Here is a 25,361-nt window from a genome sequence, read left to right on the forward strand (position 1 = left end):
CGCTCAAGCCCTCGGCATATGGTCGCGGATGTCGGTCAGTTCGCTGGTGATCTCGGGGCTGAAGGTCCGCTCGGACATCATGCGACTCCCGGCAGGCGGCCCTGCCTCCAGCGTGGGCTGATGCATTCGCGGTTGAGGCGCGGGCGCTTTGTCGGCGGCGCGTCGAGTGCCACAAGCATCGGGCCGTAGCCATAGATGACGAGAGCCATCCCCACCTGTTCGGCCGTCATCGGGCCGTGAATGCGCAGAATGCTGTTGATTGCCTTGACCAAGCGGAGCGTTGGGTCTTCATTCGGCCCGTTGATGTCGCACCAGACGGGCGCCTGCGGCGGCTTCCACTCGGGCGGCGGCAAAGCCGGATGATCGGCGGCGTGGGGCAGGATCATACCGCCCCTCCCCCGCCCTGGGCGGCTTCCTGCTGGGCGATCCAGTTGAGGATCGTGGACTTCCGGGCGCAGATGATGGCGCCGATCCTGAAGGTCGGGATGCGGCCATCGGCGACGAAATGGTAAGCCTGACGACGCGTGACGCCCATGAACTTCGCGATGCTGTCGGCGCCCTGGAGAAGGTCGTCGGCGAGCTGCAGCGGGGCGGCGGGAGGGACAATCTGGGCGACCGGCGCCGGGCAGGCTGGAGCGGTGGCAATCATGGTCGCCGTCTTGGAGGAGGCGCGACGCATCAAGCGGCCCTCCCCCACTGCCCGGCGGCGATCAGCCGGCGCAGGTCGTTGGCAGCGGCGCAGGCGAGGCGGTGATCGGAATCGCCATCCGCCGGGACGCCCTGCTCGGTCTGCCAAATCACCAGCTTCGCCAACACGCCGGCCGGGGTGGTCGCCGGGGTCGCGGCGATCTCGGCGCGGACGGCGTCGAGCGTCCATCCCTGCGCGTCGAGTTTGGCATTCAACTCCACCATGGCCGGATCCTCGTCCAGCGGCGCCCCCTGCTCCCGCAGTTCAGCGGCGCGGGCGGTGAGCTGATCGTCCAGCGCCTTCGCCTGGGTTTCGACCTCCAGCCAGCGCAGGCAGAGGGAAACCGCCCGGTCGGGAAGCTGGGCCAGCAGGGTGCGGGCTTCGGCTTCAAAGGCCGCGGTGGCGGCGTCAAAGGGGGAAGCCGTCGCACCTTCCTCATGTTGAATGCCCGCTTGCGAAGGCCGAGCGTCCTTGCACTGCGGGGGTGCCGAGGGCACATTCACTTTCATCGCTTGTCCTCCTCTTGGGTAAGCGGAAAGCCGGCGCGGTGGGAGTTTCCTAGGCCCTTCACCGTTCGCCGGCTTTCATATTTGCAGTGCTGGCATCGACTGTGTTTGCCGCTTCGGCCTCCAACCCGGCCTCAATCAGCCTGACCAGGGCTTCCGTCTCAGTTCGGAAGCGCTTAGTGAACCTATAGTCATCCACCTTCTGGGATATTTCTGATGGAAGAGTGATCATCTTCCTCGACTTCTTTCCATCCACCTCGTCACCTATAAGTGCATCACTAGTCCATCACTACGTTGCGCGCACGCTGATGCATCTGTCAAGCTCGGCTTGCGCCCTTGACAGCACATTCTTAGGTGCTATGGTGCATCTATGGCAGTGAACCCAAAAACTACCGTTCGGAAGAACGTGGCTCTTCCGCTTGAACTCGCCGCTCAAATCGAGCGGTTTCGAGAGTCGCGATCATTGCAGTCGGAGTCGGATGCGCTTCGACGGCTAGTCGAGATCGGACTTGGCTCTATCGATACTCCTAATGATCTTGCCAACCGCTGCGCCGATGCAACTTCCGCTGGAAACAGTATTAATTATGTAATCGCCAACATTCTTGAAGACCATCCTCTTATTCGAAGCATCAACATAAACAATGAAACCGTCGAAATTTACCTTCACGGCGATCAAGAAATTCACTTCGACAAATTGACAAAGAAATGGCTACTGAACCGACGCGACTTAATTCCGTTTTGAGATAAGACAGCCTTCCTAATTGGAGTTTCGTACGATCAATATGGCGCTATAGGCAAGCTGGTGCGCTGCTATTTCCTCTGCCGCGAGGATCGCGCCACGCGGCCGGCCGCTCCTACCCGCCCCAACCGTCCCACGCCGAGCGTCGTCTGCGTGTCATGGAGCGGATCAGCGCCATCCGCATGGTGGATCAGATCCGACGCACGAAAGGCCCCCAGGCCGCGGCCGACAGCCTGCCGGGCATCTACGCCGATGTCGGCGTCCGGGTGATCGCCTCCCCCGCCCTGGCCCAGCAGGAGATGGACCTGCCGCCGGATGGCAGATCGGCGAGCTGACCTCGCCAGCCGCAGCCCACATCCTGAACCGTTCCCAGCCGCACGCCAATTTCCGTAGCTACGCTTAATCTTGCCCCAGCTAATTTCTGGAGTTACATTAATCCCATGAAGATCGTCTACGACCCTCCGAAGCGCATCACCAACCTGGACAAGCACGGGCTGGATTTCGCCGATCTGGAGGACGGGGCGTTCTTCGAAACAGCCTTGGTCATCCCGTCGCGCGATGGCCGCTTCAAGGCGGTGGGCTGGCTGGGCGACGTGCTGGTGGTCGTCGTGGTGTTCAAGCCGCTGGGAACGGAGGCGCTCTCCGTCATCAGCATGCGCCCGGCAAGCATCAAGGAAAGGAAGCTCCTGACATGACCGAAGACCGGAAATTGCTGACCGAGTTTCAGCCAGGGCGTGGATACAGCAAAGAGGACTGGGACGAGGTGTCCGACACCCCGGAACTGACCGAAGAGGAAATGCGGCAGGCCCGCCCCTTTGCCGAGGTCTTCCCGCAGCTGGCCGAGAGCCTGAAGCGCGGCCGGGGCCGGCCGCCGGCGGAGAAGCCCAAGCAACAGGTGACGCTGCGCCTGGACGCCGATGTGATCGAGCGGTTCAAGGCCGGCGGGCCGGGCTGGCAGTCCCGGATCAACGACGAGCTGCGCAAGTCCGTGGGGCTGTAACGGCCAGCGCCCTGGCGATGGCTACGCCGGCGAAGCCCACCTCAATCGCGTGAGAGGAATCACCATGGCGTCGGTCCGAAAGCGCACCCTGCCGAGCGGGGAGATCAGGTGGCAGGTCGACTACCGCGATCAGGCCGGCAAGCGCCGGGCCCGCCAGTTCGCGACGAAGCGGGAGGCGGTGGAGTTCGAGACGAAGGCGCGGGCGGAGGTCGCCGCCGGCACCCACCTGCCCGCCTCCGATTCGATCACGGTCGCCGAACTGGCGAAGCGCTACGTCAAGCATCTGACGGTTCGACGCGACACCGGCCAGGCCATGGAGCGTGCGACGCTCGCCACCTACGAAAGCTGCATCCGCTGCCACATCACGGATCCGGAGGTCGGGATCGGCACGCTGAAGCTGGCGGCGCTGCGCACCGTCACGGTCGCCGAGTTCCGGGACCGGCTGCTGGAGGCCGGCCGCTCGATCGCCATGACGAAGCGGATCATCGCGACGCTGGGGTTCATGCTGGCCTTCGCCCGGGCGAACGACCTGATCTTCACCGATCCGACCGAAGGCGTCACCGTGCGCCGGCCGTGCCGGTCCAGCGCCGCGATCTCGCATGAGGCGGCGCGGCAGCTGCGGACCAACGTCAAGCGCCTGCTGGACGCCGCGGACGACGACTTCCGCCCCTACCTGATCGTCGCCGCCCTCGCCGGCCTGCGGGCGTCGGAGCAGCGCGGCCTGCGCTGGGTGCACGTCGATCTGGAAGCCGGCTTCATCCATGTCCGCGAGCGCGCCGACATCTACAACGAGATGGGCGATCCGAAGAGCAGCGCCGGCACCCGCGACATCCCGATCGGCCCGATGGTGGTCAACACGCTGAAGGCCTGGAAGCTGCGCTGCCCGCAGTCGGAGCTGGGCTTGGTGTTCCCGAATCGAAAGGGCGGCGTGCGGGCCCAGACCGATATCCATCGGCTCTGGTTCCGGCCGCTGTGCGAGAAGCTGGGGATCGCGATGCGGTGGCACGACCTTCGGCACTTCGCGGTGTCGGCCTGGATCGACCAGGGCTTCAGCGTGAAGGCGGTGATGACCTTCGCAGGGCACAAGGACTACCGGATGACGATGGAGCGGTACGGGAAGCTGTTCCCCTCCGAGGATCACCACCGGGCGGTCGCCGACATGGAGCGGCGCCTGTTCGGCTAGCCGGCGCCGATGCAACACGGCTGCAACACGAAAAAGCTACAGCGTTGATCTTCCGTCGCTTTTTCCGCCTGAAAATCGGGATGCCGTTCTGAGGACGCCCTGCCTAACGGTTGCGGGAGTTGGGCCGTGGGGGATGAATTCCCTTATGGCCCGGCTCTATTGCGGGTTGTCGCGAACGTCGCCGGCATTGGCATCGATAACGCAAGCTCCGCGCGTTGCGGGCGGGTCGGCAATTGCTGCCGCCCGGTGGGTTGTACCGGGGCGATGTTGCCGGGCCGCGGTTCCTTGGCGAAGGCGACGAGCGCCACCGGTTCAGCCTTCAAGCGAAGGCTGCGGCAGCGCGGTGAAACCATCCATCATTCCGACTGCCATGTTGCCGCCGATGCGCCCCAACGACGGTCCGATAAGTTCGGTGGCGCGGCGGTAAGCCTCGCGCTGGGCAACGCAGTCGATCAGGTCAGCCGCGTTGACGATGCTCCGGGACAGGGCGAGATCGCTCGTCATCGTTCGTCTCCTCGAACAGCGTTGGTGTGATTGGTCCATTCTGCCCGCCTGGAAGCTCGCCGCCCCACCATTCCGTCAGGTGGCGGTGGTAAGCACTCCCATGGTCGGCAGGTCGAGGATGACCCTACGCTCCTAGCCCGCCATCCGATGTTGCGTGCTTCACAAAACCAGCGCGATCATGCCGGCGGTGATGACAAGGCCTTTGCGGACGCAGCCTTCCATTCTGAATTGGATCATCTGCGGTGGGATCGGCGGTGGCGGGCGAGGCCGCCCGACGGGTGTATGCTGGTGGCGCTTGCGGCCCGGACAACCGGGAAACCGCCGGTCCGGTTCGGTGGGCGGGATTCCGCCGACCGTTACGGGGAGTGTGGCGTGCCCCCGGGCCGCAAGCACCGCCTCCGCCGTTCCGGAGCAGAAAACCCGCCACGGTGGAACCGGGCGGGTTGGAGTGCGGCAGAGTCCGCCGTCGCGGGCGTCTTCACACCGGCAGCGGGTTCGCCATCGTGGTCGGAATGGCGATCTGCCGGCCGTTCATGCTCTCGAAATCCATCGTCTTCAGGTCCAGGCTCCAGGCGAGCGGCGAGGCGGCCATGCGGATGGAGATGAGGCGGTCGGTCAGGTCCTTAACCACCACCCACTGGGTATAGTCGCATTCCACGGCCCCGTCGGACTTGCGGGCGCGCACCGTGCCCTTGGGGATGTCGACGGCGTTCAGCAGGTGGAAGGCAAGGCTCTGCGCCTCGGCTGCGGTCGCGGGCTGATCGGCGAGTTGCTTCAGAAGAGCCGTGCGGATGAAGCGGGCGGGCGGCGTGGCGTTGCCGGGAAGGCCGGCCAGCCCGGTCCCATGGCCGGGACGGGAGACGGTCAGATCGCCGACGGTCATCGGGTCCGCGTCCCAAGGGGTCAGGTTGACATAGTTCTGCAGATTGGTCAGATGCCAGGAGAAGTTCGGCAGGTTGGTCAGCACCTTCACCGGGTTGTCGCTGATGACCGGCTGACCGCCCAGGAATTCGATGACGATGCTGTTGCCGGCGGCATCGTGAACCGGGAAATGCAACGGACCGGCCTTCGCCACCCACTGGTCGCCGACGACCCGGACCGCGCCGCTTTCCAGCGCCTGCCGGACCTCCGCCACCGTGGCGCAGTTGCCCAGAAGCCAATCGACGAAGAACCCGCAGAAGACGTTCGTCGCCTTGGCGTCGGGCGCCTGATACTCCGATCCGGGCAACCAAAGCGCGCCGGTGGACAGGCCTTGGCTGTTCATGCCGTCGGAGCATATCGGCAGACCGAATGAAGTCACGCCGACATAGCCGTATTTCGGGACCAGATGGAGCTTGTCCTCCAGCCATCCAACCAGTCCGGCCGATTTGCCCGGCGCCCTTACGATCAGGGCGCCCTTCAGGTCGATGCCGAACTCCATGCTGCGGCCGTTGACGATCGTTCCATCAACTGCCCCGATCAGAAAATCCGTGCACATGGTTGTTCTTCCCGTCTGATTGCCTCGCAAAACGGGAAAATAACAACGCAACAATCCATTTCAAAAACAATCCGCGGCTCCGCACCACCCAAAACGAAACGGCCCGGCCTCCCTCGCCGGGAGCCGGGCCGTCCTGCCTTCGGCCGGTGTCCGCCTATTGATAGCCGCCTTCGCGGGCACGCTCCTTGGCCGCCTCCTCCTGGGCCTTCTCGGTGACGCGGCTGATCTTGCCACCACCGGCCTTGCCGGCATCGGCAGGCTTCTGCGGCGATTCGCTGCGGTCGGCGGCGGCTGGATTCTGGTTGGGCTGGTCGGCCATCTTGCTGCTCCTCGGTCGTCTTTCCGACTGGCGATGAGGAGAAAACAGCGGTGGCCGGAGATCGTCGCGGGAGAAGGCCGGCTGTTTCAGGCGGGCGGGCGGGCGGTCTCGCCGTCGCTTTCGCCTTCGACACGGTCCAGGGCCGCATTGATCTGGTCCAGCGTGCGGCCGCAGCCGGTACAGACGTCGCCGTCAATGGCGCACATGCCCAGGCAATCGGGATCGTCGCTCATGGCAGCAGGCTTTCCTTACGGTTGGCGGTGCGGACCCATGCCTATCCGAAAGCAGATTCCATCTCAAGCGTCGGGGTCGGGGACATAAGCGGAATGGGTTGCGGTCGACATGCCCAGAGTATAAAGCATTCGCTCTATCCACACCCTGTGAGGGTATTTATGCCAACGGCATTGCTGGTGTCCTGCGCGATGTATCGTCACGGCACCGCAAGAATGCCCGCCGCGCTGAAAGCGGCAGGATTTCGCGTCTTTGCGATCTTCCCCCGGAATTCCCTGCTTGAATTCAGCGACCATGTCGACGGCAGGCACACTTTCGACCCGGGAATGCCGGTCGACGACCTGACGGTCACCGCCGCGCGTGCGGCGGCGCAGTTGCATGCGGACATCATCATCGGTTGCGAGGAAAGCGCTGTCCAGGTGCTCGGCTCGGCCGGGCGGCTGCTCGAACGGGTGGCGGAGGATAGCGCCGATGCACACAGTCTGCGGCTCCTCCAGGGCTGGTACGGCGGCGTCCGCTGGGAAGAGGAGCGTTCGCGCTGCGTGGAACTCGTGGCGGAGGCCGGCATCCGGACGCCACGTCAGGTCTTGGTCGATCCGCGGCGCATCGTCCCAAACGACCTGTCCGCCCTCGGAGCGCCGCTTCTGCTGAAATTCGACGGCAGTTCCGCCGGCCGTGGGGTTTTTCTTGCGTCCGACGCCCGGCACGCGACCGAACTGGTGGCGGAACTGGAGCAGATGAGCGCCTTTCCGGGCGGCCGGCGGGTCGTCGCGCAGGAGTTCGTGCGCGGGCGGGCGGCGTCGGTGTCCTTCTGCGCGCTGGGCGGACGGATGCTGGAGGGATTCGCCTATACCGTCCTGCAACACCAGCCGGAACCTTTCGGCCCCGCCTCGGTGATCGAACTGGCGGACCTTCCTGACCTGATGGACATGGCCCGCCGGATGGTGGAATTGACGCGCTACTCCGGCTTCGGCGGCATCGACGCCATCCTGCCGGAGGATGGCGGCCCGCCCGTTTTCCTGGAGTTCAACGCCCGTCCGACCCAGACCACCCATCTCGGCAGTCTGGCGGGCAGCGACCTGTGCCGGGCGATGGCCTGCGCGCTGGAGGGGGCGCCCTATGAAGGTGCGTTCGGCCGGACCTCAGGCAAAGCGGTCGCCCTGTTCCCGGCGGAATGGGTCCGCGATGCCAACAGCCGCTATCTGACCGCGGCCCACCATGACGTGCCTTGGACCGAACGGCGGATGACCGCGGCAATCCTGAGCATCACACCGCAGTTGAACCCCGCCTGACCGGTTATTGCGGCGGCTGGTCCAGCGAGAGTTCGCCGGTGACCTCGTGCGTCAGGTCGATGCCGTCGACCGTCAGCACCATGCGGACCGGCAGGGACTTCACTCCGTCCAGCCGCCCTTCCGCCAGCGCGCGGCCGACCGCCAGTTCGATCTCCCGCTGGGAGGTCACGCCGACCTGCTTGAGGAATTTGCGCAAATCGAGGTTGAAGGTCTCGTTGTCCATGTCCGTTCCTCCGGGTTGGGAACCGCTGTCACGCGTGCCGTTCCGAACCGCTGGAGAGCGGTGTTGGTTCCCTGGCCGTCCTTGCCCTTATTCGGGCGGCAATTCGCCGGGATGGAGCACACCCGGCCCCCCGTCCTCCCGCGCGACCAGCAGCAGGCCGGCGGTGGTGAAGGCCGCGGCCAGCAGGGTTTCGGTGCTTCGGTGCAGGGCGTGGCGCCCCTTTTCGAAGTCGCGGATGGTCCCGCGGGAGACCGTCGCCCGCTCCGCAAGCTCCTCCTGCGTCCAGTCGAGGAAGCCGCGGGCCGCACGGCACAATCCCGGAGTCAAAACACCTTTCGTAAGCATATTTTTCTCCGGAAAAGCTCGGCCATAAGCGTTGAAGTTGACTATTTCCACCACAATATGAGCACGGCCATCCCGGAATCCAAGTTCCATCCGCGCCCTTCCCCTGCCGCCGGAGACGCCGCCGCATGCCCCATCACGTTCCCCTGATCGCCACCATGGTGGCCGCCATCGTCCTGGCCTTCGTCTTCGGCGCCTTGGCCCACCGGCTGCGCCTGTCGCCGCTGGTGGGATATCTGCTGGCCGGCGTCGCCATCGGTCCCTTCACGCCGGGCTTCGTCGGCGACATGCAGTTGGCGTCGCAGTTGGCGGAGATCGGGGTGATCCTGCTGATGTTCGGCGTGGGGCTGCATTTCTCGCTGGACGACCTGATGAAGGTGCGGGCGATCGCGGTGCCCGGCGCGGTGGTGCAGATCGCCATCGCGACGGCGATGGGATGGGCATTGGCCAGTTTCCTGGGCTGGAATCTGGCGGCCGGGCTGGTGTTCGGGCTGGCCCTGTCGGTGGCGAGCACGGTGGTGCTGCTGCGCGCGCTGGAGCAGTTGAACCTGTTCCGAACCGAACGCGGGCGGATCGCCATCGGCTGGCTGATCGTAGAGGATCTGGCGATGGTGCTGGCGCTGGTGCTGCTGCCGCCGGTGTCCCGCATGCTGGAAAGCGGCGGCGGGCTGGACGGCGAGGTGCTGTTGTCGCTGGCGTGGACGCTGGGGAAGGTGGCGCTGTTCGTCGCCCTGATGCTGGTCGGCGGCCGGCGGATCGTCCCCTGGGTGCTGGAGCGCATCGCCCGCACCGGTTCGCGCGAGCTGTTCACCCTGTGCGTCCTGGCGCTGGCGCTCGGCATCGCCTATGGCTCCGCCACCCTGTTCAGCGTGTCCTTCGCGCTGGGCGCCTTCTTCGCCGGAATGGTGCTGAACGAATCCGATCTCAGTCACCGCGCGGCGGAACAGACCCTGCCCTTGCAGGACGCTTTCGCCGTGCTGTTCTTCGTGTCGGTCGGCATGCTGTTCGACCCGTCGGTTCTGACCCGGTCGCCCTGGGCGGTGCTGGCGACGCTGGCGATCATTCTGCTGGGCAAGTCGGCGGCGGCCTTCGGTCTCGTGCTGCTGTTCCGCTATCCACTGCGCACGGCGGTGACGGTGGCGGTCAGTCTGGCGCAGATCGGCGAGTTCTCCTTCATCCTGGTGGCTTTGGGCATGCAGCTCGGCATCCTGCCGGAAGAAGGCCAGGGGCTTATCCTGGCGGGCGCCCTGCTGTCGATCACCGCCAACCCACTGCTGTTCGCTGTGGTCCAGCGCCTGTTCCCGGACGAGGCGGAGCCGCTGCCGCCGGCCGACACCGCGCCGGAGCTGCGCGATTATCAGGCCCTGAGCGGCCATGTCATCATCGTCGGCCATGGGCGGGTCGGCCGCTACGTTACGCAGGCCCTTCAGGCGGAAGACCGGCCGCTGGTGGTGATCGACCTTCAGCGCGAACGGGTGAAAAGCCTGCAGGCGGCGGGCGTGCGGGCGGTCTACGGAAATGCCAATGCCGCCGGAATCCTGGAGCGCGCCGGGGTGCAGGGCGCCTCGCTGCTCCTGGTCACGGTTCCCGACGCGCTGGAGGGCGGCGGGGTCGTCCAGCAGGCCCGATCGGTGAATCCGTCGGTCGCCATCGCCGCCCGCGCCCATAGCGACGAGGCCGTGGAGCTTCTCGACCGTACCGGCGCCGACGCCGTCTTCATGGGCGAACGCGAGATCGCCCGGCGGATGATCGACTATGCCGGCCGCGCCGCTGGGGACGGGGACGGGGCGGATGAAGCCGGAGTGCTGGCGACGACCTGAAACGACGAAAGCGCCGGTCGGGAACCGGCGCTTTCAAATCCGTCGGTGCAACTTCCGGCGAAGCACACGCCACCCTGTCCCGGCGACCGGCGCCGGGAAGGCCGTGACCTTCCGGAAGACGGCGCGGCGTCAGTCGTCGCGCTGGGTCCGTTCCATCCGTTCGTGACGCTCCTGGGCCTCCAGGCTCAGCGTCGCGATCGGGCGGGCATCCAGCCGCCGCACGGAGATGGGGTCGCCCGTCTCCTCGCAGTAGCCGTAGCTGCCGTCGACCAGACGCTCAAGCGCGGCGTCGATCTTGGAGATCAGCTTGCGTTCGCGGTCACGGGTGCGCAGTTCCAGCGCGCGGTCGGTCTCCGCCGAGGCGCGGTCGGCGATATCCGGTTCCTGGATACCGCCTTCCTGGAGGCTGTTCAGCGTGCCGGTCGATTCCGCAAGAAGCTCCGCGCGCCAGCGCAGCAGCTTCTGGCGGAAATACTCCCGCATGATCGGGTTCATGAACTCCTCGTCTTCCGACGGGGAATAGTTCTGGGGCAGAAGCGGCGACGTCATCCGAAAGCATCCAGCGAAAAAGGGGTGATCCGGGCGGCGCGGAGTATAGGCACGCCACGTCGGGACCGCAACCCATTGGTTCGCCCCCGCAACGACCAAACAAGCCATTGGAATAAAAAAGATTTGTCAGAGTGGCACATTGGCCGCGCCGTACCACTACCCCATCGGGGCATGGGACCATGGGTCGGAGCGCGCCCTGCCCCGCCTGACTGCAGGCGGACGGCATCGGGGGATCGGCCCACCTGCCCGGGAAGGCTCAGGAGGTGAGCTTCGCCAGTTCGACCTGCGCCCGCAGGTCGATTTCGTCGAGGATTTCAGCCAGACCGGGATCGTCGACCTGGGCGCGGCGCGTCTGCACCACCTTGGCCAGATCGACCAGCTTCTGCATCGACAGGGTGCCCGACAGCAGGCCGTGCTGGATTTCCTCCAGCCGGTCGAGCATCTCTTCCGCCCGCATCTTGCCGCGCGACGCACGCGCGGTGGCGTCGTCGGTCGCATCGACCTCCTGCAAGGCCAGCACGCCCGAAACTCCGGCGGTGGCGGCGGTGCCGCTGACGCCGTGCGCCGAGCCCGCCTCCCCCACCAATTGCTTGGAGAACGCGGCGCCGGACGAGCCTTCGGCCTTGCCGGTGCGGCGGACCGAACCGCTGCCGCGTATGTTTCCGGTGCCTTCGACTTTCATGATCCGTGCAACCGTTTGCAGTAAAGGATGCGTAAACGCGCGCACTGTAGATGGACCAACCTTAACATCCGGTCAAGGTTTGCCGCAATCGGGCAAAATTTGCCGGTCGGCTGTGACCGAAAGGCGCCATCTTCGGGACGTTTTTAAGGACAAGCGCGGATTGCTGCCGTTTCCGTCGTCTGGCACGGCGTTTGTATAGGGATGGGCACGAGTTCAGGAGTGTCCGCGTCATGCTTCCCACCGCCCTTCGCCTTCTGCGCCGCCGTGCCATCCTGGCCGTGCTGACCGCCCTGCTGGCGTTCGGTGTCCCGGCCGCACCGGCATTGGCCGCGTCCGCCCGTATCAAGGACATCGTGGATGTCGAGGGCGTGCGCGACAACATGCTGATCGGCTATGGCCTCGTGGTGGGTCTGAACGGCACCGGCGACAGCCTGAACAACTCGCCCTTCACCGAGCAGAGCCTGACCGGCATGCTGGAACGGATGGGCGTCAACACCCGCGGCACCAACCTGCGCACCAAGAACGTTGCGGCGGTGATGGTGACGGCGACGCTAGGCGCCTATGCGGCGCAGGGCACGCGCATCGACGTGACCGTGTCGGCGATGGGCGACTCCAAGAGCCTGCTGGGCGGCACTCTGCTGGTCACCCCGATGATGGGCGCCGACGGCGAGGTCTATGCGGTGGCGCAGGGGCCGATCGCGGTCTCGGGCTTCACTGCCCAGGGCCAGGGCGCCAGCGTGACCCGCGGCGTGCCGACCTCGGGCCGCATCTCCTCCGGCGCGATCGTGGAGCGGGAAATCCAATTCTCGCTGGCCGAACTGCCGGTGCTGCGGCTGTCCTTGCGCAATCCGGACTTCACCACCGCCCAGCGGGTGGCGACCGCCATCAACATCCAGCTGCGCGGAAACCGCGCCCAGGCGACCGACCCCGCCTCCGTCCTCATCAACGTGCCGGAGACGCGCCGCGGCGACGTGGTGGGGCTGGTGACGGAGATCGAACAGCTGCGCATCACCCCCGATCAGGTCGCCCGCGTGGTGGTGGACGAGAAGTCCGGCGTCATCGTGATGGGCGAGAACGTCCGCATCTCCACCGTCGCCATCGCCCAGGGCAACCTGACCATCCGCATCACCGAAACCCCGCAGGTCAGCCAGCCCGGCCCGTTCAGCCAGGGCCAGACCGCGGTGGTGCCGCGCACCGACATCCAGGTCGACGAACAGTCCAACAACCGCCTCGCCGTGATGAATGCCGGGGTGACGTTGCAGGAGTTGGTACAGTCCTTGAATGCGCTTGGGGTGGGTCCGCGGGACATGATCGCCATTCTCCAGTCGATCAAGGCCGCCGGAGCCCTGCAAGCCGAGATCGAGGTGATCTGATGTCCATGAGCCCCGCCCTTTCCGCCGCTTCGGCCCCGCGCAGTTCCTCGCTTGTCGAGCGCGCCCAGGCCGCAGGGTTCGGCGTGCGGACCTTGGCAAAGATTTCCGATCTGGAGGCCAAGACCGACCCGGCAAAGCTTACCCAGCTGCGCAAGTCCGCCAACGAGTTCGAGAGCCAGTTCGTGTCGCAGATGCTGAGCCCGATGTTCGAGGGGATCCAGACCGACGAGACCTTCGGCGGCGGGCGCGGCGAGGAAATGTTCCGGCCGATGCTGGTCGAGCAGTTCGGCAAACAGATCACCCAGCGCGGCGGCTTCGGCATCGCCAAACAGGTTTACGCAGAGCTTCTTCGCGCCCAGGAGGCCAGCCATGGATAAGGTCGACGTCCGTTTCCCCCAGCCTGCCAAGCCGGCCGCCAACCTGCCGAAGAACGCGCAGGAACGCGCGGTGGCGCTGGTCGAGCTGATGGGCCGCCTGACCGCGCTGTTGGAGCGCGAGGCCGCCGCCGTCCGCGCCCGCCGCCCGGCCAAGGAGCTGGCCCAGATCGTCAAGGACAAGCAGCCGATGACGCTGGTCTATGAAGAGATCAGCCGCATGCTGCGCGTCGACCGCGAAGGGCTGATGGGTTTGCCGCAGGAGATGAAGACCGCGCTGAAGGATGCGACCGGCAAGCTCTATGCCGCCACCGCCGACAATGCCGAGGCCCTGCGCATCGGCGGCGAGGCGCAGAAGGTGATGGTCGACACCGTCGTCACTGTCATCACCCGCCAGCAAAAGGCGCCGACCACCGCCTATGCCGCCCACATGGGCGGGGGCCGCGGCTATTCCCCGCCGCCCAGCGGGCCGCGCACCTCGGCGGCGCTGAACACCCGGCTTTGATCCCAACCGCCTTCATCCGTGACTGCCGAGACGTTTCGGACGGCCGCCCTGCCATCGGGGCGGCCTTTTTCTTTGGGCGCAATTTTCCTTGGAAGCGGACCGCTGCGGCAAGAAACGCCCCGCACCCGGCGGAAATTGCCGGTCCGGCCATGCGCCAGGGGCTGGAACTGCCGCCCCACACCGCATCGATGGTCCAATGGCGCGGGGTTACCAACTGGCCCGCCTGTTGCATTGGTCTCTCCGCATCGCCGTCGGTGCGTTCCGCCGTCCCTGAGAGGCCGTTCCATGGAAGTCCAATCGAACAACATCGCCGCGTCCTTGTTCGACGGTCTCAGCCAGTCCCAGCAGACGCAAGGGACCGGGACGAAGAACGACCTGTTTTCCAAGATGATGGACCGCATGCTGACCGATGCCGCCGCGCGCAAGCGCGAGCAGGCCGACGAGGCGGCGCGCGACTCCGCCAAGGACGCTGCCAAGGAGGCGGCCAAGGAGGCCGGTGACGCCCGCCGGGCGGAGGCCCAGCGCAAGCAGCCGGTGCGCGCCGAACCGAAGCCGGACCTGACCCGCGACCGCACGGCCCAGGCCGCCCGTTCGGCCGCCGATGCCGCCGACACGCCCCGCGCTCCGGAGCCGAAGACCGCCAAGGCCGACGACGACCGCAAGGTTCAGGCCGGGCAGGACGACCGCCGGCCGGCCAAAGCCGAAAAGCCGGCGAAGGATCCGAAGGCGGAAGGGGCGAAGGCCGATTCGTCCAAGGCTGCCGAGGCGAAGACGGACGACACGGGAGCCGCAGCGGCAGACGAGGCCGCTGCGACTGACGATGCCGCCGCTTCGGCCGAGGATGCCGGACAGACCGAAACCGCGTCGGCCGATGCCGATGCCGATGCCGCTGGCAACGGTGACCCGACCGCCATGGCCGACGATCAGGCCCAGCCGGGCGACCAGTCCACCACCGGACAGCCTCCGGCGGTTCAGCCGGTGCCGCCGCAACCGATGCCGCAGGCCAGCGATCTGATCCTTGCCGGACTGATGCCGGCCGGACAGGCCGCGGCGAAGGACGCCACCGATGAGGCGGGCGCGGGCGCCGACGACTCCGCGAAGGCCGGGGTCGCGAGGAACGGCACGGCTGGCGCCCTCGATCCCGCCGCCCAGCTCGCCCAGGCGCAGGCTGCCGCTGCCGGCGCAATGGCGGGCGGACAGGCCGCCGGTGCCGATGCCGCCGCGAAGACGGCCGGCAAGGGCGGTGCCATGGATGGCGACGCCGCGAAGACCGCGGACGCGTCCCAGGCCGATGCCGGCGCCGAAGCCCTGCCGAACGACGAGGACGTCGCCCTGCCCGACCGCTTCGCCGACCTGCTGGCCGCGGCCAAGGCCAAGACGGGCGAAGCCAAGCAGAATGGCAAGCACGCCGGCGGTGAAGGCGGCGCCCGGAATGACGCCCAGGCCCAAACCCAGGCGATGCAGCAGCCGCCGGCTCCGCCGGCGACGCCCGCCGTCCCGGTGGCGGAAGCCGTGACGTCCGCTGCGACGGGTACGGCCACCGCGGCGCTGGAGGGCATCGATGCGGCAGGCTCGGCCGGCGGGACGTCCGGCGCCGCCACCGCCAGCCCGCACACCCACCCGGCCCTGGCCGCGATGGAAGGTGCTCACGGCGGCATTCCCGGGCTCGATCAGCCACAGGCGACCGCGACGCTCCGCCCGTCGCGCGGCGCCGGCATGCCGATGGGCGTGCACGACCAGATCGCCGTCCACATCAAGAAGAATGTCGGCGACGAGGTCGACCAGTTCACCATCAACTTGCATCCGGCCGAGCTTGGCCGGATCGACATCAAGCTGGACATCGGCGCCGATGGCCGGGTCAACGCGATGGTCGCGGTGGAAAAGGCGCAGACCCTCGAACTTCTGCAGCGTGACAGCCGCAGCCTGGAACGCGCCTTGCAAGACGCAGGACTGCAGACGGACTCGAACAGCCTCAACTTCAGCCTGCGCGGCGAAGGCAATCCCTTCGCAGGCGACGGCCGGGGCGACGGCAAGAACGGTGGATCGGGTCGGCGCGGCCGCGGCTTCGGCGGGGGTGGCGACGATGACGGGACCGACAGCACCGTCTACACGGCAACGCTCGGCAACGGGCGCGTCGACATCCGAGCCTGACGGCCACGCCGGCGGCCATACCGCCGCAGCCCACCGTCACATGAGAGATATCGGCCGCAAGGCCAACGAAGGACGACCGCGATGACCACGACGACCAACACCACCAGCCCGACCCTGAACCAGTACGGCACCTATTCGGGTGGCAAATCCACCGGGTCGAAGTCGGCGTCCGAAACCGCCAAGACCCCGCAGACCGATGCCGACAAGACCGCGTCGGCGACCAAAGGCCTCGGCGACAATTTCCAGACGTTCCTCACCATGCTGACCACGCAGATGAAGAACCAGGACCCGCTGAAGCCGCTCGACACCAACGACATGACCAAGCAGCTGGTCGACTTCGCCAACGTCGAGCAGAACATCGGCACCAACAGCCGGCTGGACAAGCTGGTTCAACTGCAGTCGGCCGGCACCGCCTCGACCAACCTAGCCTATCTCGGCCGCACCGTCGCCTTCGAGGGCGACAGCTTCCAGTACAGCCAGGGCATGGCCCAGGCTCCGCTGGGCTACGAACTGGAAACCTCGGCCAAGTCGGTGCGCGTCGACATCCTGGACTCCAACGGCAACATCATCCGCTCGATGCCGGGCGAGACCACCGCCGGGACGAAGCATGCGGTCAGCTGGGACTTCAAGGACAACAACGGCCGCGCGGTGCAGCCCGGCACCTATCGCATGAACGTGGCGCCGGTGGCGGAGAACAAGAACGACACCATCAAGACCACCACCTATACCTTCGGCACCGTTGCCGGTATCGGCAGCAACAAGGACGGCGAAACCGTGCTGAACATCGGCACCAGCGAAGTGCCGCTTTCGAAGCTGACCACCGTCTATTGATCGGGACTCGTTCCACATACGGATTGTCGGCCCACTTGCCGGACGGGGCGTCACGACCGCCCCCATCCGTTCGGATGAGCGACTACCACCCGATAAAAAGTTAACCCTTTCGTTTAGGCATTTGTTAAGTGCCGGCGCATACAGTACCCCGAAATCGTGGAATCCACAGTTTGGGTTGGAGCGTCCGCGCATGGCACTCATCGAACTCGACACCGGCGACGACTCTGCAGCCGGTGCATCGGTCATTGGTCCTGAGGGGCGTCCCATGACCGAAAACGACCTTCCCCCGCCCGACACCAAGCGTTGGGTGATGCGCCGCAAGGCGGAAGTGGTCGCCGGCGTCCGTTCGGGCCTGATCAGCCTGGAGGAGGCCTGCCGCCGCTACACCTTGTCGGTGGAGGAATTCCTGTCCTGGCAGCGGCTGATCGACAGCCACGGCATGCGCGGCCTGCGCGCCACCCGCCTGCAGGATTACCGCCCCGGCCAGCCCGTCCGCGACCGCATCGGCGCGGACTGACGCAGCGCAATCAGCGTCGACGAAGCGCCGCGGGGCCGACCTGCGGCGCTTCGTTGCGTTTGGGGCGATTGAGGCCGGGGGCATCCGTCGCCTATGGCCGCGCCTGCCCACATGCCGCGTCGATCAGCATCGCAGCCGCGCTTGCCACCGCGTCGTTGCCCGGTCCCAGGTCCAGCGCGCGGCCGGCGGCATAGGCGCCTTCCATCAGCAACTGCAATTGGGCGCACAGCCGGTCCGGATCGTCGGCGCCGGCCGCAACCGCCAACCTGTGCAGACGGTCACGGACCATGCGCTTGTGGGCCAAAGCCAACGCACGGGCGGGGTTGTCGGGGTCGCGCAGTTCGGCGGCGGCGCTGGTGAAGGGACAGCCCTGGAATTTCGGATGATCGATCCAGTGGGCGAGCGCCACGAAAAGCGCCTTCATCTGGGCGCGCGGATCGCCGGGATGGCGGGCCACCACCCGGTCCCACCACGCGCCATGCTGGGAGATGCTGCGCTCCAGATAGGCGCAGACCAGATCGTCCTTGGACTCGAAGTTCCGGTACAGGCTCATCTTCGCAACGCCGGATTTGGCGATGATGGTGTCGATACCGACCGCGCGGATGCCCTCGCGATAGAACAGTTCCGCCGCCGTATCGAGAATCCGCTCCCGCGCCGGCTTCCTTGCGCTTGCCGCCTCCGACATTCCCGCTCCATCCGTTCCGAACGGCCGGGTTCAAGCCCGACATTGACAATGATACAGACCTGTCTCTACCATCGCAACGAAGAGACAGGTCTGTATCATCGCCGAGCGATCCGGACCTGACCACCACAATGAACGGAGTTCCGGGGGATGCGCTATTTCGAGGATGTCACGGTGGGCGACCGCTTCACCGGCGGGCCGCTGACGGTCGAGGCGGCGGAAATCGTCGCCTATGCCGAGAAGTTCGACCCGCAGCCCTTCCATCTGGACGCCGACGCGGCAAAGGACACGTTGTTCCGCGGCCTGGCGGCCAGCGGCTGGCACACCGCGGGGATGACCATGCGGATGATCGTGGGCAGCAATGCCGAACTGGCGGGCGGCTATATCGGCATGGGCGTCGATTCCGTTGGCTGGCCCCGCCCGACCCGGCCCGGCGACGTGCTGCGCATCGAGATGGAGGTGATGGAGGCCCGCCGCTCCGCCAAGCGTCCCGACCAGGGCGTGCTGCGGGTGAAGACCACCACCTTCAACCAGAATGACGAGGTGGTGCAGACCATGATCGCCAACCTGCTGGCACCCGGCCGCCCCACCTGAAAAAGAAAGCCCCCGCATCCGGGAGGGGATGCGGGGGCCGCAGTTCTTGCTCTCTCAGTCGCAGCTTTCCGCCGTCAGCGCTTCAGGCCGGCGGTGAAGGCGAAGTTGTCGAAGGAGTTCTCGGCCACCCGGAACCACAGATACTCGTCGTCGCGGAACTTCTTCCACTGCTCGTAGATCTTGGCGAACTTCGGGTTGCTCTTCGCCGTTTCATCGTACAGCTCGATGGCGGCCTTGTAGCATGCCTCCATCACGTCGCGCGGGAAGGGGCGCAGCTGGGCGCCGCCGCCGACCAGACGCTTCAGCGCCGCCGGATTTTCGGCGTCGTACTTGGCATTCATGGTCAGGTTGGCTTCGAAGCAGGCGGCCTCCAGAACGGCCTTGTACTGCTTGGGCAACTGTTCCCACTGCTGCTTGTTGACCAGCAGCGAGACGTTAAGCCCGCCTTCCCACCAGCCCGGATAGTAATAATACTTGGCGACCTTGTTGAAGCCGAGCTTCTCGTCGTCATAGGGACCGATCCACTCGGCCGCGTCGATGGTGCCCTTTTCCAGCGACGGATAGATGTCGCCGCCGGCAATCTGCTGCGGCACGACGCCCAGCTTGGCCAGGACCTGACCGGCGAAGCCGCCGATACGGAACTTCAGGCCCTTCAGATCCTCGACGGTCTTGATTTCCTTGCGGAACCAGCCGCCCATCTGCACGCCGGTGTTGCCGGCCGGGAAGTTCACGACGCCGTAGCCGTCGAAGAACTCGCGCAGCAGCGGCATGCCGCCGCCATTGTAGATCCAGGCGTTCTGCTGGCGGGCGTTCAGGCCGAAGGGCACCGTCGCGTCGAAGGTGAAGGTCGGGTCCTTGCCGACATAGTAATAGCTGGCGGTGTGGCCGCATTCGACCGTGCCGTTCTGCACCGCGTCCAGAACCTGCAGGCCGGGGACGATCTCACCGGCGGCGAAGGGACGGATCTGGAACTTGCCGTCGGTGGCCGCGGCAACGCGGGCGGCGATGGTGTCGGCGGCGCCGTAAATGGTGTCCAGGCTCTTGGGGAAGCTGGACGCCAGACGCCAGTGGATTTCCGGCTGGGTCTGCGCGATGGCGGGCGCCGCCAGGGTGCTGGCGGCGACGCCGACACCGGCGGAGGTCAGGAAGGAACGACGCTTCATGAACGTTTCCTCATCGTTATGGCCATGGCGCCGGTTGAACGATGACGCCATTTGCCGAACAGAAGACACTTTGGTGCCTGAACAATCCTAGAAATTGCGACGGCCGTTGGGCAATTCGTCAAAATGCATGGCTTCCATTCCCACCCAATTCCATCGCGTGGAAAATACAGCGCGCAGGCGCGACTGAAACAGCGACGGAAGTCCGTCGCCCTCTGCAGGGATTTCAAAGCAATGCATCGCGGGAAGAAAGCAAGACTGGAGTGTCTGCTCGGGGAAGCATCCATCAGCCTCATCGATCAACCGCGGACCCGTCTTGCCGTCGCCTGAATGGTTACGTGTACCGATGATATATGCGACACCCGGAATGGCACCCACCCCTACTTTCGTTCATCTGCGGCAGTTCCGAGACACGCTGTCGGCCGCGCGACGGGTAAGCGCTTCGTACGCATGCAAAGGCGAATACACGCCATCGCATGCAACTTGCAGCTTCCAACGGGATGGGATGCTTGGCATGTTGGCCACGCGGTCGGGGCGGTGGAACGGCCACCGCCCGCGCCGCACCAACGGAGGGCAAGAGGATGGACAAAATCCTCACTCTCCTGATCCTGCTGTTGCAGGTGGTCAAGCTGGTGCTTGAGTACCTGAACCGCTGATCGGGTGGGTGTGCCGGGGATAGGAGCCCCGGCACACCCACCCCGAAAATAGTGCTTTTTCCCGCCAACGGCAACGGGTCACCCCGACGAGCTTCACAATCGCCAACGGTGGAGCAGAATCACGACCGCTCAAGGATCGCCGGCCCGTCGGCCGTGCCTGGGACACAGGCACAGCAGCACTCCGCCCAACAGCAGCCCGGCCGCCACCCCGCCCGCGTGCGCGGCCCAGCCGACGTCGGCAAACGGGGAGTCGCCTTTCAACGGCACCAGCGTCATCGCCGCGTTCAGCAGTGCGAAAGCCAGGATCGCCCCCTGTACCAGCCGCCGGGGCCGGCGCCGCGACATCAATCCGAAGCGCGGCCGCATCCACAGGAAGGCGCCCATCAGCGCACAGATCGCCCCACTCGCCCCAATCAGCGGCGCCATCCGGTCGACGGCGAGCAGCCCTTCCGTCAACGCCGCCGCCACCGTGCCGGCGAGGAACAGCGACAGATAGCGGAGATGCCCGGCTTCCCGCTCCACCACGTCACCCAACAGCCACAGCACGGCCATGTTGGAAACCAGATGCGTCAGGTCGCCGTGGATCAGCACATGCCCGAACAGCCCGCGCCACAGCGCACCGGTGGGCAACGGCCCCGCCAACTCGACCGTTCCGAAGAAATAGGCGGGAACAAAGGCAAAGGACTCCGGCGGCAACCTTAGGACGAAGGCCAGCACGCAGACAAGGATGACGGTGCGGTTGGCATAGGGCGGGATGGGCGCAACGGCGACCGGTCCAGTTCCTCCGCTCCGGCCTTGCCGGTCCAGCGCCAGCGCCATCCCCTGCCCCCGCTGTTCGGTGCCGCCGCTTCGCGCGGCGATAAGTCTCACCCCAATGTAAGAAGGGGTATTGGCGAAAAACAGCCGTTTCCTGCGCCGCTCAGGGGCCTCCTATACCGGTCGTACGGATTGGAGCGCCGGCCACCGGCTGGCACAGTGGCTCTACCATCCGGCGAGGGTCCCTTCGCCGGACAATGACAACCGGGGAAGAAACGACCATGAACGAACGTCAGGATACCGGCAGCATGACGGTGGACCGCCAGGGGCGCGTCATGGTGCTGACCATGAGCGACGCCGGCACCCGCAACGCGCTGGGCTTGAAGATGATGGCGGCCGGCCGCGACGCGCTGGACGAGGCGACGCACGACCCCGAAATCGGCGCCATCGTGCTGACCGGCGCCGGCGGCGCCTTCAGCAGCGGTGGGCACCTGAACAACCTCTATCACCACGGAAGCCGCTCGCGGTCGGAGAACCGGGACGGAATCGAGCGCTTCCACGGCTGGGTCCGGGCCATGCGCGAATGCCCCAAGCCGATCATCGCCGCGGTGGAGGGGCCGGCCGCCGGTGCCGGGTTCTCGCTGGCACTGGCCTGCGACCTGATCGTCGCGGCGGAGGATGCCCAGTTCCTGACCGCCTATGTCAAGGTCGGGCTGACCGCCGACGGCGGCGCCTCCGCCTCGCTCGCCCGCGCGCTGCCGCCGCAACTCTATGCCGAACTGATGCTGACCGGCGGTCCGGTCGATGCGGCGCGCCTGCATGCCGCCGGCGTCGTCAACCGCGTCACCGCGCCGGACCGGGCGCTGGATGAGGCGACCGCCTGGGCACAGACCATCGCCGAGGGGCCGGCCGGCGCCATGGGCCGGGCGAAGAAGCTGATGGAACTGGCTTATGGCAGCTTCGCCACCCAGCTTGCCCGTGAAAGCGACCTGTTCGTCGAGGCCCTGCACCATGGCGAGGCGAAGGAGGGCATCACCGCCTTCTTCGAGAAGCGCCGTCCGGTGTTCCACAAACGCTGAGCGATAAAGCCGGCCGGGCGTCGTCCGTCACGGCACCCGGCCGGCTCCGCATCACCGCACCAGGACGTGCGCCGCCTCCTTCGTCCGTCCGACCGCACCGGCCACCTGACTGACCGCGGTGGAAATGGCGGAGATGTTGGACGTCACCGTTGCCACGGCGGCGGACGCGCTCTGCATGTTGGACGACATGTTCTGGGTGACGGCGCTCTGTTCCTCCACCGCCGACGCCGTGCCGGTCACATGTTCCCGCACCACCGAGACGGCTTCGCGGATGGCGTTCAGTGCATTGGCGACTTCGGTCGAGGTCGACTGGATGCCTTCGATCTCGGCGGAGATCTGCTCGGTCGCCTTCCCGGCCTGATTGGCCAGGTTCTTCACCTCCGACGCGACGACGGCGAAGCCCTTCCCCGCCTCGCCGGCGCGGGCCGCTTCGATGGTGGCGTTCAGCGCAAGCAGGTTGATCTGGCCGGCAATGCTGTTGATCAGCCCGACGATGCCGTTCATCGCCTGGGCGGCGGCGGCCAGGCGGTCGGTGCTTTCCGCCACCGCGACGGTGCGGTCGAAGGCGCCGTCGGTCGCCGAGCGGGCGCGCGTCATGCTCTGGGATATCTCGCCGATGGAGGCGACCAGTTCCTCGGCACTCGCCGCCACCGCCTGGACGCTGGCGGAGGTGGAGCCCGCGGCGTCGTTGGCGGAATGCGCCTCCCCCATCGACAGTTGGAGCGCCTGGTCGATCTCGCCGAAATTCTTGTCGATCAGAACCTTGAGGTTGTTCAGCAGCGAGACCTGCGCGGTCACGTCGACCGCGAACTTCACCACTTTGACGACCCGCCCCTTCTCGTCGAGGATCGGGTTGTAGGCGCCTTCGATCCAAACCGGCTTGCCGGACTTGCCGATCCGCTTGTATTGCGCCGCCTGGAATTCGCCGCGCCGCAGGGTTTCCCAGAAACGGGCATAGTCGGCGCTGTCGCGATAGGCCTGCTCCACGAACATGTTGTGGTGCTTGCCGACGACCTCGTCCAGGCGATAGCCCATCACCTTCAGGAAATTGTCGTTGGCCTTGGTGATGATGCCCTCGGTCGTGAACTCGATCACCGCCTGCGACCGGTTGATCGCCGCCATCTGCGCGGCGTAATCGAGGTTCTCCAGCCGTTCCTTGGCATCGGCCCATTCGACGACGAAGCCGATGCGCCGGCCGTCTTCGGTCAACGGCGTGACCAGCAGATCGAACTGGTGTCCGCCGACCTTGATGGTGGCGCCGTATGGCTTGGTCAGCGACGCCAGCAGTCCACGTTGGTGGCTCGGGTTCTTGTGGAACACGTCGATGTTGCTGCCGACCAGACGATTGACATCCAGGCGGGGCAAATCCTTGCGCAGGTCGCTCTCGGCCTCGCGCAGCAACGCCACAACGGCGGGATTGACGTGGACGATGGTCAGATTTTCATCCGCCACCATCACCTTGGCGCGCAGCCCATCAAGCGCCGCCATCTTGCGCCCGAGCGCCTGATTGATCTTCCCCCGTCCGAACATCGGCTTCCCCTCGTGAGTACGATGGTATGGTTCGGATCATACCGGCAATTTGAGGGAATTCCATAAGGCCATCTCCGACATCTTGTGACATTTTCTTCAGATTTTTAAAGCAGAAGCTGATGTATCGCGACATAACCAGAAACCTACCGAACAAGTCACACAAACCAAGCCGCAGCAACATCTTTGGTTGAGCACTTAGGGTTGGAAACAATGCTGCTTCGCAGCATGCTGTTCATGTCGCGATGCCGCACCGACCAGAACAGACCAAGCGGAACGGCTCCCCGAAGGCGACGAGGGCGACGGGGGCGACGGACGCACCGGACACGCATCGGCCCACACCGACAGGAGCATTGGCGTCGCGCCAAGCCCACTTTCATGCGAATGCATGTTGTGCGCACCATCGGATGGTTGTAATAACTCGGGACATGACACAACCGCGCCATCCCTTGACCGACGCCGAACGGATCGACTGGATTCGCCTGATCCGTACGGAAAATGTGGGGCCGATCACCTTTCATCGCCTGCTGGAGCAGTATGGCAGCGCCGCAAGGGCACTGGACGCCCTGCCGGAACTGGCGCGGCGCGGTGGGCGGACCAAGCCGCTGCGCGTCGCCTCCAAGGCGGAAGCGGAGCGGGAGATGCAGGCCAACCGGCGCTTCGGCGCCCGCCTGCTCTGCGCCTGCGAACCCGATTATCCGGAGCCGCTGGCCGCGGTGGACGATGCGCCGCCGGTGATTTCGGTCGCCGGGCATGCCCACCTGCTGCGGCGCCGCGCTGTCGCCATCGTCGGCGCGCGCAACGCCTCGCTGAACGGCAAGAAGTTCGCCGAATCGCTGGCGCGCGAACTCGGGGCAGCCGGGCTGCTGGTCGTCTCCGGCCTCGCCCGCGGCATCGACACCGCCGCCCATGCCGGCTCGATCGCCAGCGGCACCGCCGCGGTGCTGGCCGGCGGCATCGACGTGGTCTATCCGCCCGAGAACGAAGGGCTTTACCGCGACATCGTGGCGCAGGGCGTCGTGGTGGCGGAAAGCCCCATCGGCACACAGCCGCAGGCCCGCCACTTTCCCCGCCGCAATCGCCTGATCTCCGGCCTGTCGCTGGGCGTTCTGGTGGTGGAGGCGGCGTTGCGCTCCGGTTCTCTCATCACCGCGCGGATGGCTCTGGAACAGGGGCGCGAGGTGATGGCGGTGCCGGGTTCCCCGCTCGACCCGCGCTGCCACGGCACCAACAACCTGCTGCGCGAGGGCGCCACGCTGGTGGAACGGGCCGACGACGTGCTGCGCGCGATCGAAAATCTGCGGCCGCCGACGCTGGCGGAACGGCAGCGCGACCTGTTCAGCGCCCCCATCCATACCCACGCCATTGCGGCGGAACCGCGAGCCGATTTGGACGAATCCGACCTCGCGAAGGCACGCGCCCTGGTGCTGGAAAACCTGGGCCACTCGCCCGTCACCATTGACGAACTCGTTCGCGGGTGCCAATTGTCCGCTCCGGTGGTGCTGACCGTGGTTCTGGAACTTGAGCTTGCCGGCCGAGTCCAGCGTCTTCCCGGTCATCAGGTCTCTCTCGCCTGATCGGCATCGCCGTGGTTTGAGTGG

The 25,361-nt window shown here is 66.2% G+C and carries 31 protein-coding genes; 16 read left to right on the forward strand and 15 right to left on the reverse strand.

The features are described 5' to 3' along the window. Nucleotides 1–77 precede the first annotated feature (77 nt). Genes FZ029_RS01025 through FZ029_RS01035 form a run of 3 tightly spaced genes read right to left on the reverse strand, consistent with a single transcriptional unit; the run spans nucleotide 78 to nucleotide 1,197 of the window. Entirely contained in the window at nucleotides 78–386 is a 309-nt protein-coding gene (locus FZ029_RS01025; RefSeq protein WP_149267676.1) for a hypothetical protein, read from the reverse strand. Then, a complete protein-coding gene (locus tag FZ029_RS01030) occupies nucleotides 383–679 on the reverse strand; it encodes a hypothetical protein (protein WP_211104085.1) in 297 nt (98 codons plus the stop codon). Before FZ029_RS01030 ends, FZ029_RS01025 begins: the two co-directional genes overlap by 4 nt. Continuing rightward, nucleotides 679–1,197 (reverse strand): hypothetical protein, encoded by a 519-nt coding sequence (locus FZ029_RS01035; protein ID WP_149267677.1) that lies wholly within the window; start codon nucleotides 1,195–1,197, stop codon nucleotides 679–681. The genes FZ029_RS01030 and FZ029_RS01035 overlap by 1 nt, the downstream gene beginning before the upstream one ends. Nucleotides 1,198–1,600: 403 nt before the next feature. Between FZ029_RS01035 and FZ029_RS01040 the strand changes: the two genes are divergently transcribed. The 5 genes from FZ029_RS01040 to FZ029_RS01055 all read left to right on the forward strand — a co-directional run bounded on the left by FZ029_RS01040 (nucleotide 1,601) and on the right by FZ029_RS01055 (nucleotide 4,116). Beyond that, nucleotides 1,601–1,936, forward strand: coding sequence for a hypothetical protein (locus tag FZ029_RS01040; RefSeq protein ID WP_149267678.1), 336 nt, complete (start codon nucleotides 1,601–1,603; stop codon nucleotides 1,934–1,936). 155 nt (nucleotides 1,937–2,091) lie between these two features. Continuing rightward, a complete protein-coding gene (locus FZ029_RS32835; protein ID WP_188051791.1) occupies nucleotides 2,092–2,268 on the forward strand; it encodes a hypothetical protein in 177 nt (58 codons plus the stop codon). Nucleotides 2,269–2,373: 105 nt separating this feature from the next. Continuing rightward, nucleotides 2,374–2,628: a BrnT family toxin gene (locus FZ029_RS01045; protein WP_014248063.1), complete on the forward strand. Its 255-nt coding sequence runs from the start codon at nucleotides 2,374–2,376 to the stop codon at nucleotides 2,626–2,628. After that, complete coding sequence (locus FZ029_RS01050) at nucleotides 2,625–2,933, forward strand: BrnA antitoxin family protein (protein ID WP_149267679.1); 309 nt, start codon at nucleotides 2,625–2,627, stop codon at nucleotides 2,931–2,933. Before FZ029_RS01045 ends, FZ029_RS01050 begins: the two co-directional genes overlap by 4 nt. 64 nt (nucleotides 2,934–2,997) lie before the next feature. After that, complete coding sequence (locus FZ029_RS01055; protein ID WP_149267680.1) at nucleotides 2,998–4,116, forward strand: site-specific integrase; 1,119 nt, start codon at nucleotides 2,998–3,000, stop codon at nucleotides 4,114–4,116. 312 nt (nucleotides 4,117–4,428) lie between these two features. Here the strand turns inward: FZ029_RS01055 and FZ029_RS01060 are convergent, their stop codons facing one another. The 4 genes from FZ029_RS01060 to FZ029_RS01070 form a co-directional block, all read right to left on the reverse strand. Next, nucleotides 4,429–4,620, reverse strand: coding sequence for a hypothetical protein (locus tag FZ029_RS01060; RefSeq protein ID WP_149198398.1), 192 nt, complete (start codon nucleotides 4,618–4,620; stop codon nucleotides 4,429–4,431). 478 nt (nucleotides 4,621–5,098) lie between these two features. After that, entirely contained in the window at nucleotides 5,099–6,097 is a 999-nt protein-coding gene (locus FZ029_RS01065; protein ID WP_149267681.1) for a linear amide C-N hydrolase, read from the reverse strand. A 154-nt stretch (nucleotides 6,098–6,251) separates the two neighbouring features. Continuing rightward, nucleotides 6,252–6,416 carry a hypothetical protein gene (locus tag FZ029_RS32840; protein WP_188051792.1) on the reverse strand — a complete coding sequence of 55 codons (165 nt, stop codon included), beginning with the start codon at nucleotides 6,414–6,416 and terminating at the stop codon, nucleotides 6,252–6,254. An 86-nt stretch (nucleotides 6,417–6,502) separates the two neighbouring features. Continuing rightward, the gene (locus FZ029_RS01070; protein ID WP_149267682.1) at nucleotides 6,503–6,649 is read right to left on the reverse strand and encodes a DUF1289 domain-containing protein; all 147 of its coding nucleotides are present in this window, start codon (nucleotides 6,647–6,649) and stop codon (nucleotides 6,503–6,505) included. 324 nt (nucleotides 6,650–6,973) lie between these two features. Here FZ029_RS01070 and FZ029_RS01075 point away from each other — a divergent pair, with 324 nt between their 5' ends. Continuing rightward, a complete protein-coding gene (locus FZ029_RS01075) occupies nucleotides 6,974–7,939 on the forward strand; it encodes an ATP-grasp domain-containing protein (RefSeq protein WP_188051793.1) in 966 nt (321 codons plus the stop codon). A 4-nt stretch (nucleotides 7,940–7,943) separates the two neighbouring features. Here the strand turns inward: FZ029_RS01075 and FZ029_RS01080 are convergent, their stop codons facing one another. Next, complete coding sequence (locus FZ029_RS01080; protein WP_149267684.1) at nucleotides 7,944–8,162, reverse strand: DUF6494 family protein; 219 nt, start codon at nucleotides 8,160–8,162, stop codon at nucleotides 7,944–7,946. An 87-nt stretch (nucleotides 8,163–8,249) separates the two neighbouring features. Continuing rightward, nucleotides 8,250–8,507 carry a helix-turn-helix transcriptional regulator gene (locus FZ029_RS01085; RefSeq protein ID WP_149267685.1) on the reverse strand — a complete coding sequence of 86 codons (258 nt, stop codon included), beginning with the start codon at nucleotides 8,505–8,507 and terminating at the stop codon, nucleotides 8,250–8,252. Between the two features lie 125 nt (nucleotides 8,508–8,632). Here FZ029_RS01085 and ybaL point away from each other — a divergent pair, with 125 nt between their 5' ends. Next, a complete protein-coding gene (gene ybaL / locus FZ029_RS01090; RefSeq protein ID WP_149267686.1) occupies nucleotides 8,633–10,324 on the forward strand; it encodes a YbaL family putative K(+) efflux transporter in 1,692 nt (563 codons plus the stop codon). Between the two features lie 129 nt (nucleotides 10,325–10,453). On the opposite strand, the gene dksA is transcribed toward ybaL, so the two are convergent. Both dksA and FZ029_RS01100 read right to left on the reverse strand, forming a co-directional pair. After that, the gene (dksA, locus tag FZ029_RS01095; protein ID WP_012974451.1) at nucleotides 10,454–10,873 is read right to left on the reverse strand and encodes an RNA polymerase-binding protein DksA; all 420 of its coding nucleotides are present in this window, start codon (nucleotides 10,871–10,873) and stop codon (nucleotides 10,454–10,456) included. 256 nt (nucleotides 10,874–11,129) lie between these two features. Then, on the reverse strand, nucleotides 11,130–11,555 hold the full coding sequence (locus tag FZ029_RS01100; RefSeq protein WP_149267687.1) for a flagellar assembly protein FliX: 426 nt from the start codon (nucleotides 11,553–11,555) through the stop codon (nucleotides 11,130–11,132). A 230-nt stretch (nucleotides 11,556–11,785) separates the two neighbouring features. On the opposite strand from FZ029_RS01100, the gene FZ029_RS01105 reads away from it, so the two are divergent. From FZ029_RS01105 to FZ029_RS01130, 6 genes are all read left to right on the forward strand, one after another. Then, nucleotides 11,786–12,928, forward strand: coding sequence for a flagellar basal body P-ring protein FlgI (locus FZ029_RS01105; protein WP_149267688.1), 1,143 nt, complete (start codon nucleotides 11,786–11,788; stop codon nucleotides 12,926–12,928). Nucleotides 12,929–12,933: 5 nt separating this feature from the next. Beyond that, entirely contained in the window at nucleotides 12,934–13,305 is a 372-nt protein-coding gene (locus FZ029_RS01110) for a rod-binding protein (RefSeq protein ID WP_247892087.1), read from the forward strand. Next, nucleotides 13,298–13,807, forward strand: coding sequence for a flagellar basal-body protein (locus tag FZ029_RS01115; protein ID WP_149267690.1), 510 nt, complete (start codon nucleotides 13,298–13,300; stop codon nucleotides 13,805–13,807). Before FZ029_RS01110 ends, FZ029_RS01115 begins: the two co-directional genes overlap by 8 nt. Before the next feature lie 285 nt (nucleotides 13,808–14,092). Next, nucleotides 14,093–15,958 carry a flagellar hook-length control protein FliK gene (locus FZ029_RS01120; protein ID WP_247892088.1) on the forward strand — a complete coding sequence of 622 codons (1,866 nt, stop codon included), beginning with the start codon at nucleotides 14,093–14,095 and terminating at the stop codon, nucleotides 15,956–15,958. A gap of 81 nt (nucleotides 15,959–16,039) precedes the next feature. After that, the gene (locus FZ029_RS01125; protein WP_149267692.1) at nucleotides 16,040–16,789 is read left to right on the forward strand and encodes a flagellar hook capping FlgD N-terminal domain-containing protein; all 750 of its coding nucleotides are present in this window, start codon (nucleotides 16,040–16,042) and stop codon (nucleotides 16,787–16,789) included. Between the two features lie 190 nt (nucleotides 16,790–16,979). Continuing rightward, complete coding sequence (locus FZ029_RS01130) at nucleotides 16,980–17,306, forward strand: DUF1153 domain-containing protein (RefSeq protein WP_109073795.1); 327 nt, start codon at nucleotides 16,980–16,982, stop codon at nucleotides 17,304–17,306. Nucleotides 17,307–17,397: 91 nt separating this feature from the next. Here FZ029_RS01130 and FZ029_RS01135 read toward each other — a convergent pair whose 3' ends face one another. Then, on the reverse strand, nucleotides 17,398–17,991 hold the full coding sequence (locus tag FZ029_RS01135; RefSeq protein WP_149267693.1) for a TetR/AcrR family transcriptional regulator: 594 nt from the start codon (nucleotides 17,989–17,991) through the stop codon (nucleotides 17,398–17,400). A 147-nt stretch (nucleotides 17,992–18,138) separates the two neighbouring features. Between FZ029_RS01135 and FZ029_RS01140 the strand changes: the two genes are divergently transcribed. Then, entirely contained in the window at nucleotides 18,139–18,582 is a 444-nt protein-coding gene (locus FZ029_RS01140) for a MaoC family dehydratase (protein WP_149267694.1), read from the forward strand. Nucleotides 18,583–18,656: 74 nt separating this feature from the next. Here the strand turns inward: FZ029_RS01140 and FZ029_RS01145 are convergent, their stop codons facing one another. Next, nucleotides 18,657–19,745 carry a TRAP transporter substrate-binding protein gene (locus tag FZ029_RS01145; protein ID WP_149267695.1) on the reverse strand — a complete coding sequence of 363 codons (1,089 nt, stop codon included), beginning with the start codon at nucleotides 19,743–19,745 and terminating at the stop codon, nucleotides 18,657–18,659. Nucleotides 19,746–20,527: 782 nt separating this feature from the next. Continuing rightward, nucleotides 20,528–21,217, reverse strand: coding sequence for a rhomboid family intramembrane serine protease (locus FZ029_RS01150; RefSeq protein ID WP_149267696.1), 690 nt, complete (start codon nucleotides 21,215–21,217; stop codon nucleotides 20,528–20,530). A gap of 218 nt (nucleotides 21,218–21,435) precedes the next feature. On the opposite strand from FZ029_RS01150, the gene FZ029_RS01155 reads away from it, so the two are divergent. After that, nucleotides 21,436–22,233, forward strand: a complete 798-nt coding sequence (locus FZ029_RS01155; protein ID WP_149267697.1) for an enoyl-CoA hydratase family protein — start codon at nucleotides 21,436–21,438, stop codon at nucleotides 22,231–22,233. Between the two features lie 51 nt (nucleotides 22,234–22,284). Here the strand turns inward: FZ029_RS01155 and FZ029_RS01160 are convergent, their stop codons facing one another. Beyond that, complete coding sequence (locus tag FZ029_RS01160; protein WP_149267698.1) at nucleotides 22,285–23,763, reverse strand: PAS domain-containing methyl-accepting chemotaxis protein; 1,479 nt, start codon at nucleotides 23,761–23,763, stop codon at nucleotides 22,285–22,287. A 425-nt stretch (nucleotides 23,764–24,188) separates the two neighbouring features. Here FZ029_RS01160 and dprA point away from each other — a divergent pair, with 425 nt between their 5' ends. Then, a complete protein-coding gene (gene dprA, locus FZ029_RS01165; RefSeq protein WP_149267699.1) occupies nucleotides 24,189–25,337 on the forward strand; it encodes a DNA-processing protein DprA in 1,149 nt (382 codons plus the stop codon). Nucleotides 25,338–25,361 lie beyond the last annotated feature (24 nt).

It is taken from the genome of Azospirillum sp. Sh1 (assembly GCF_008365135.1).
Classification (GTDB): Bacteria; Pseudomonadota; Alphaproteobacteria; order Azospirillales; family Azospirillaceae; genus Azospirillum; species Azospirillum oryzae.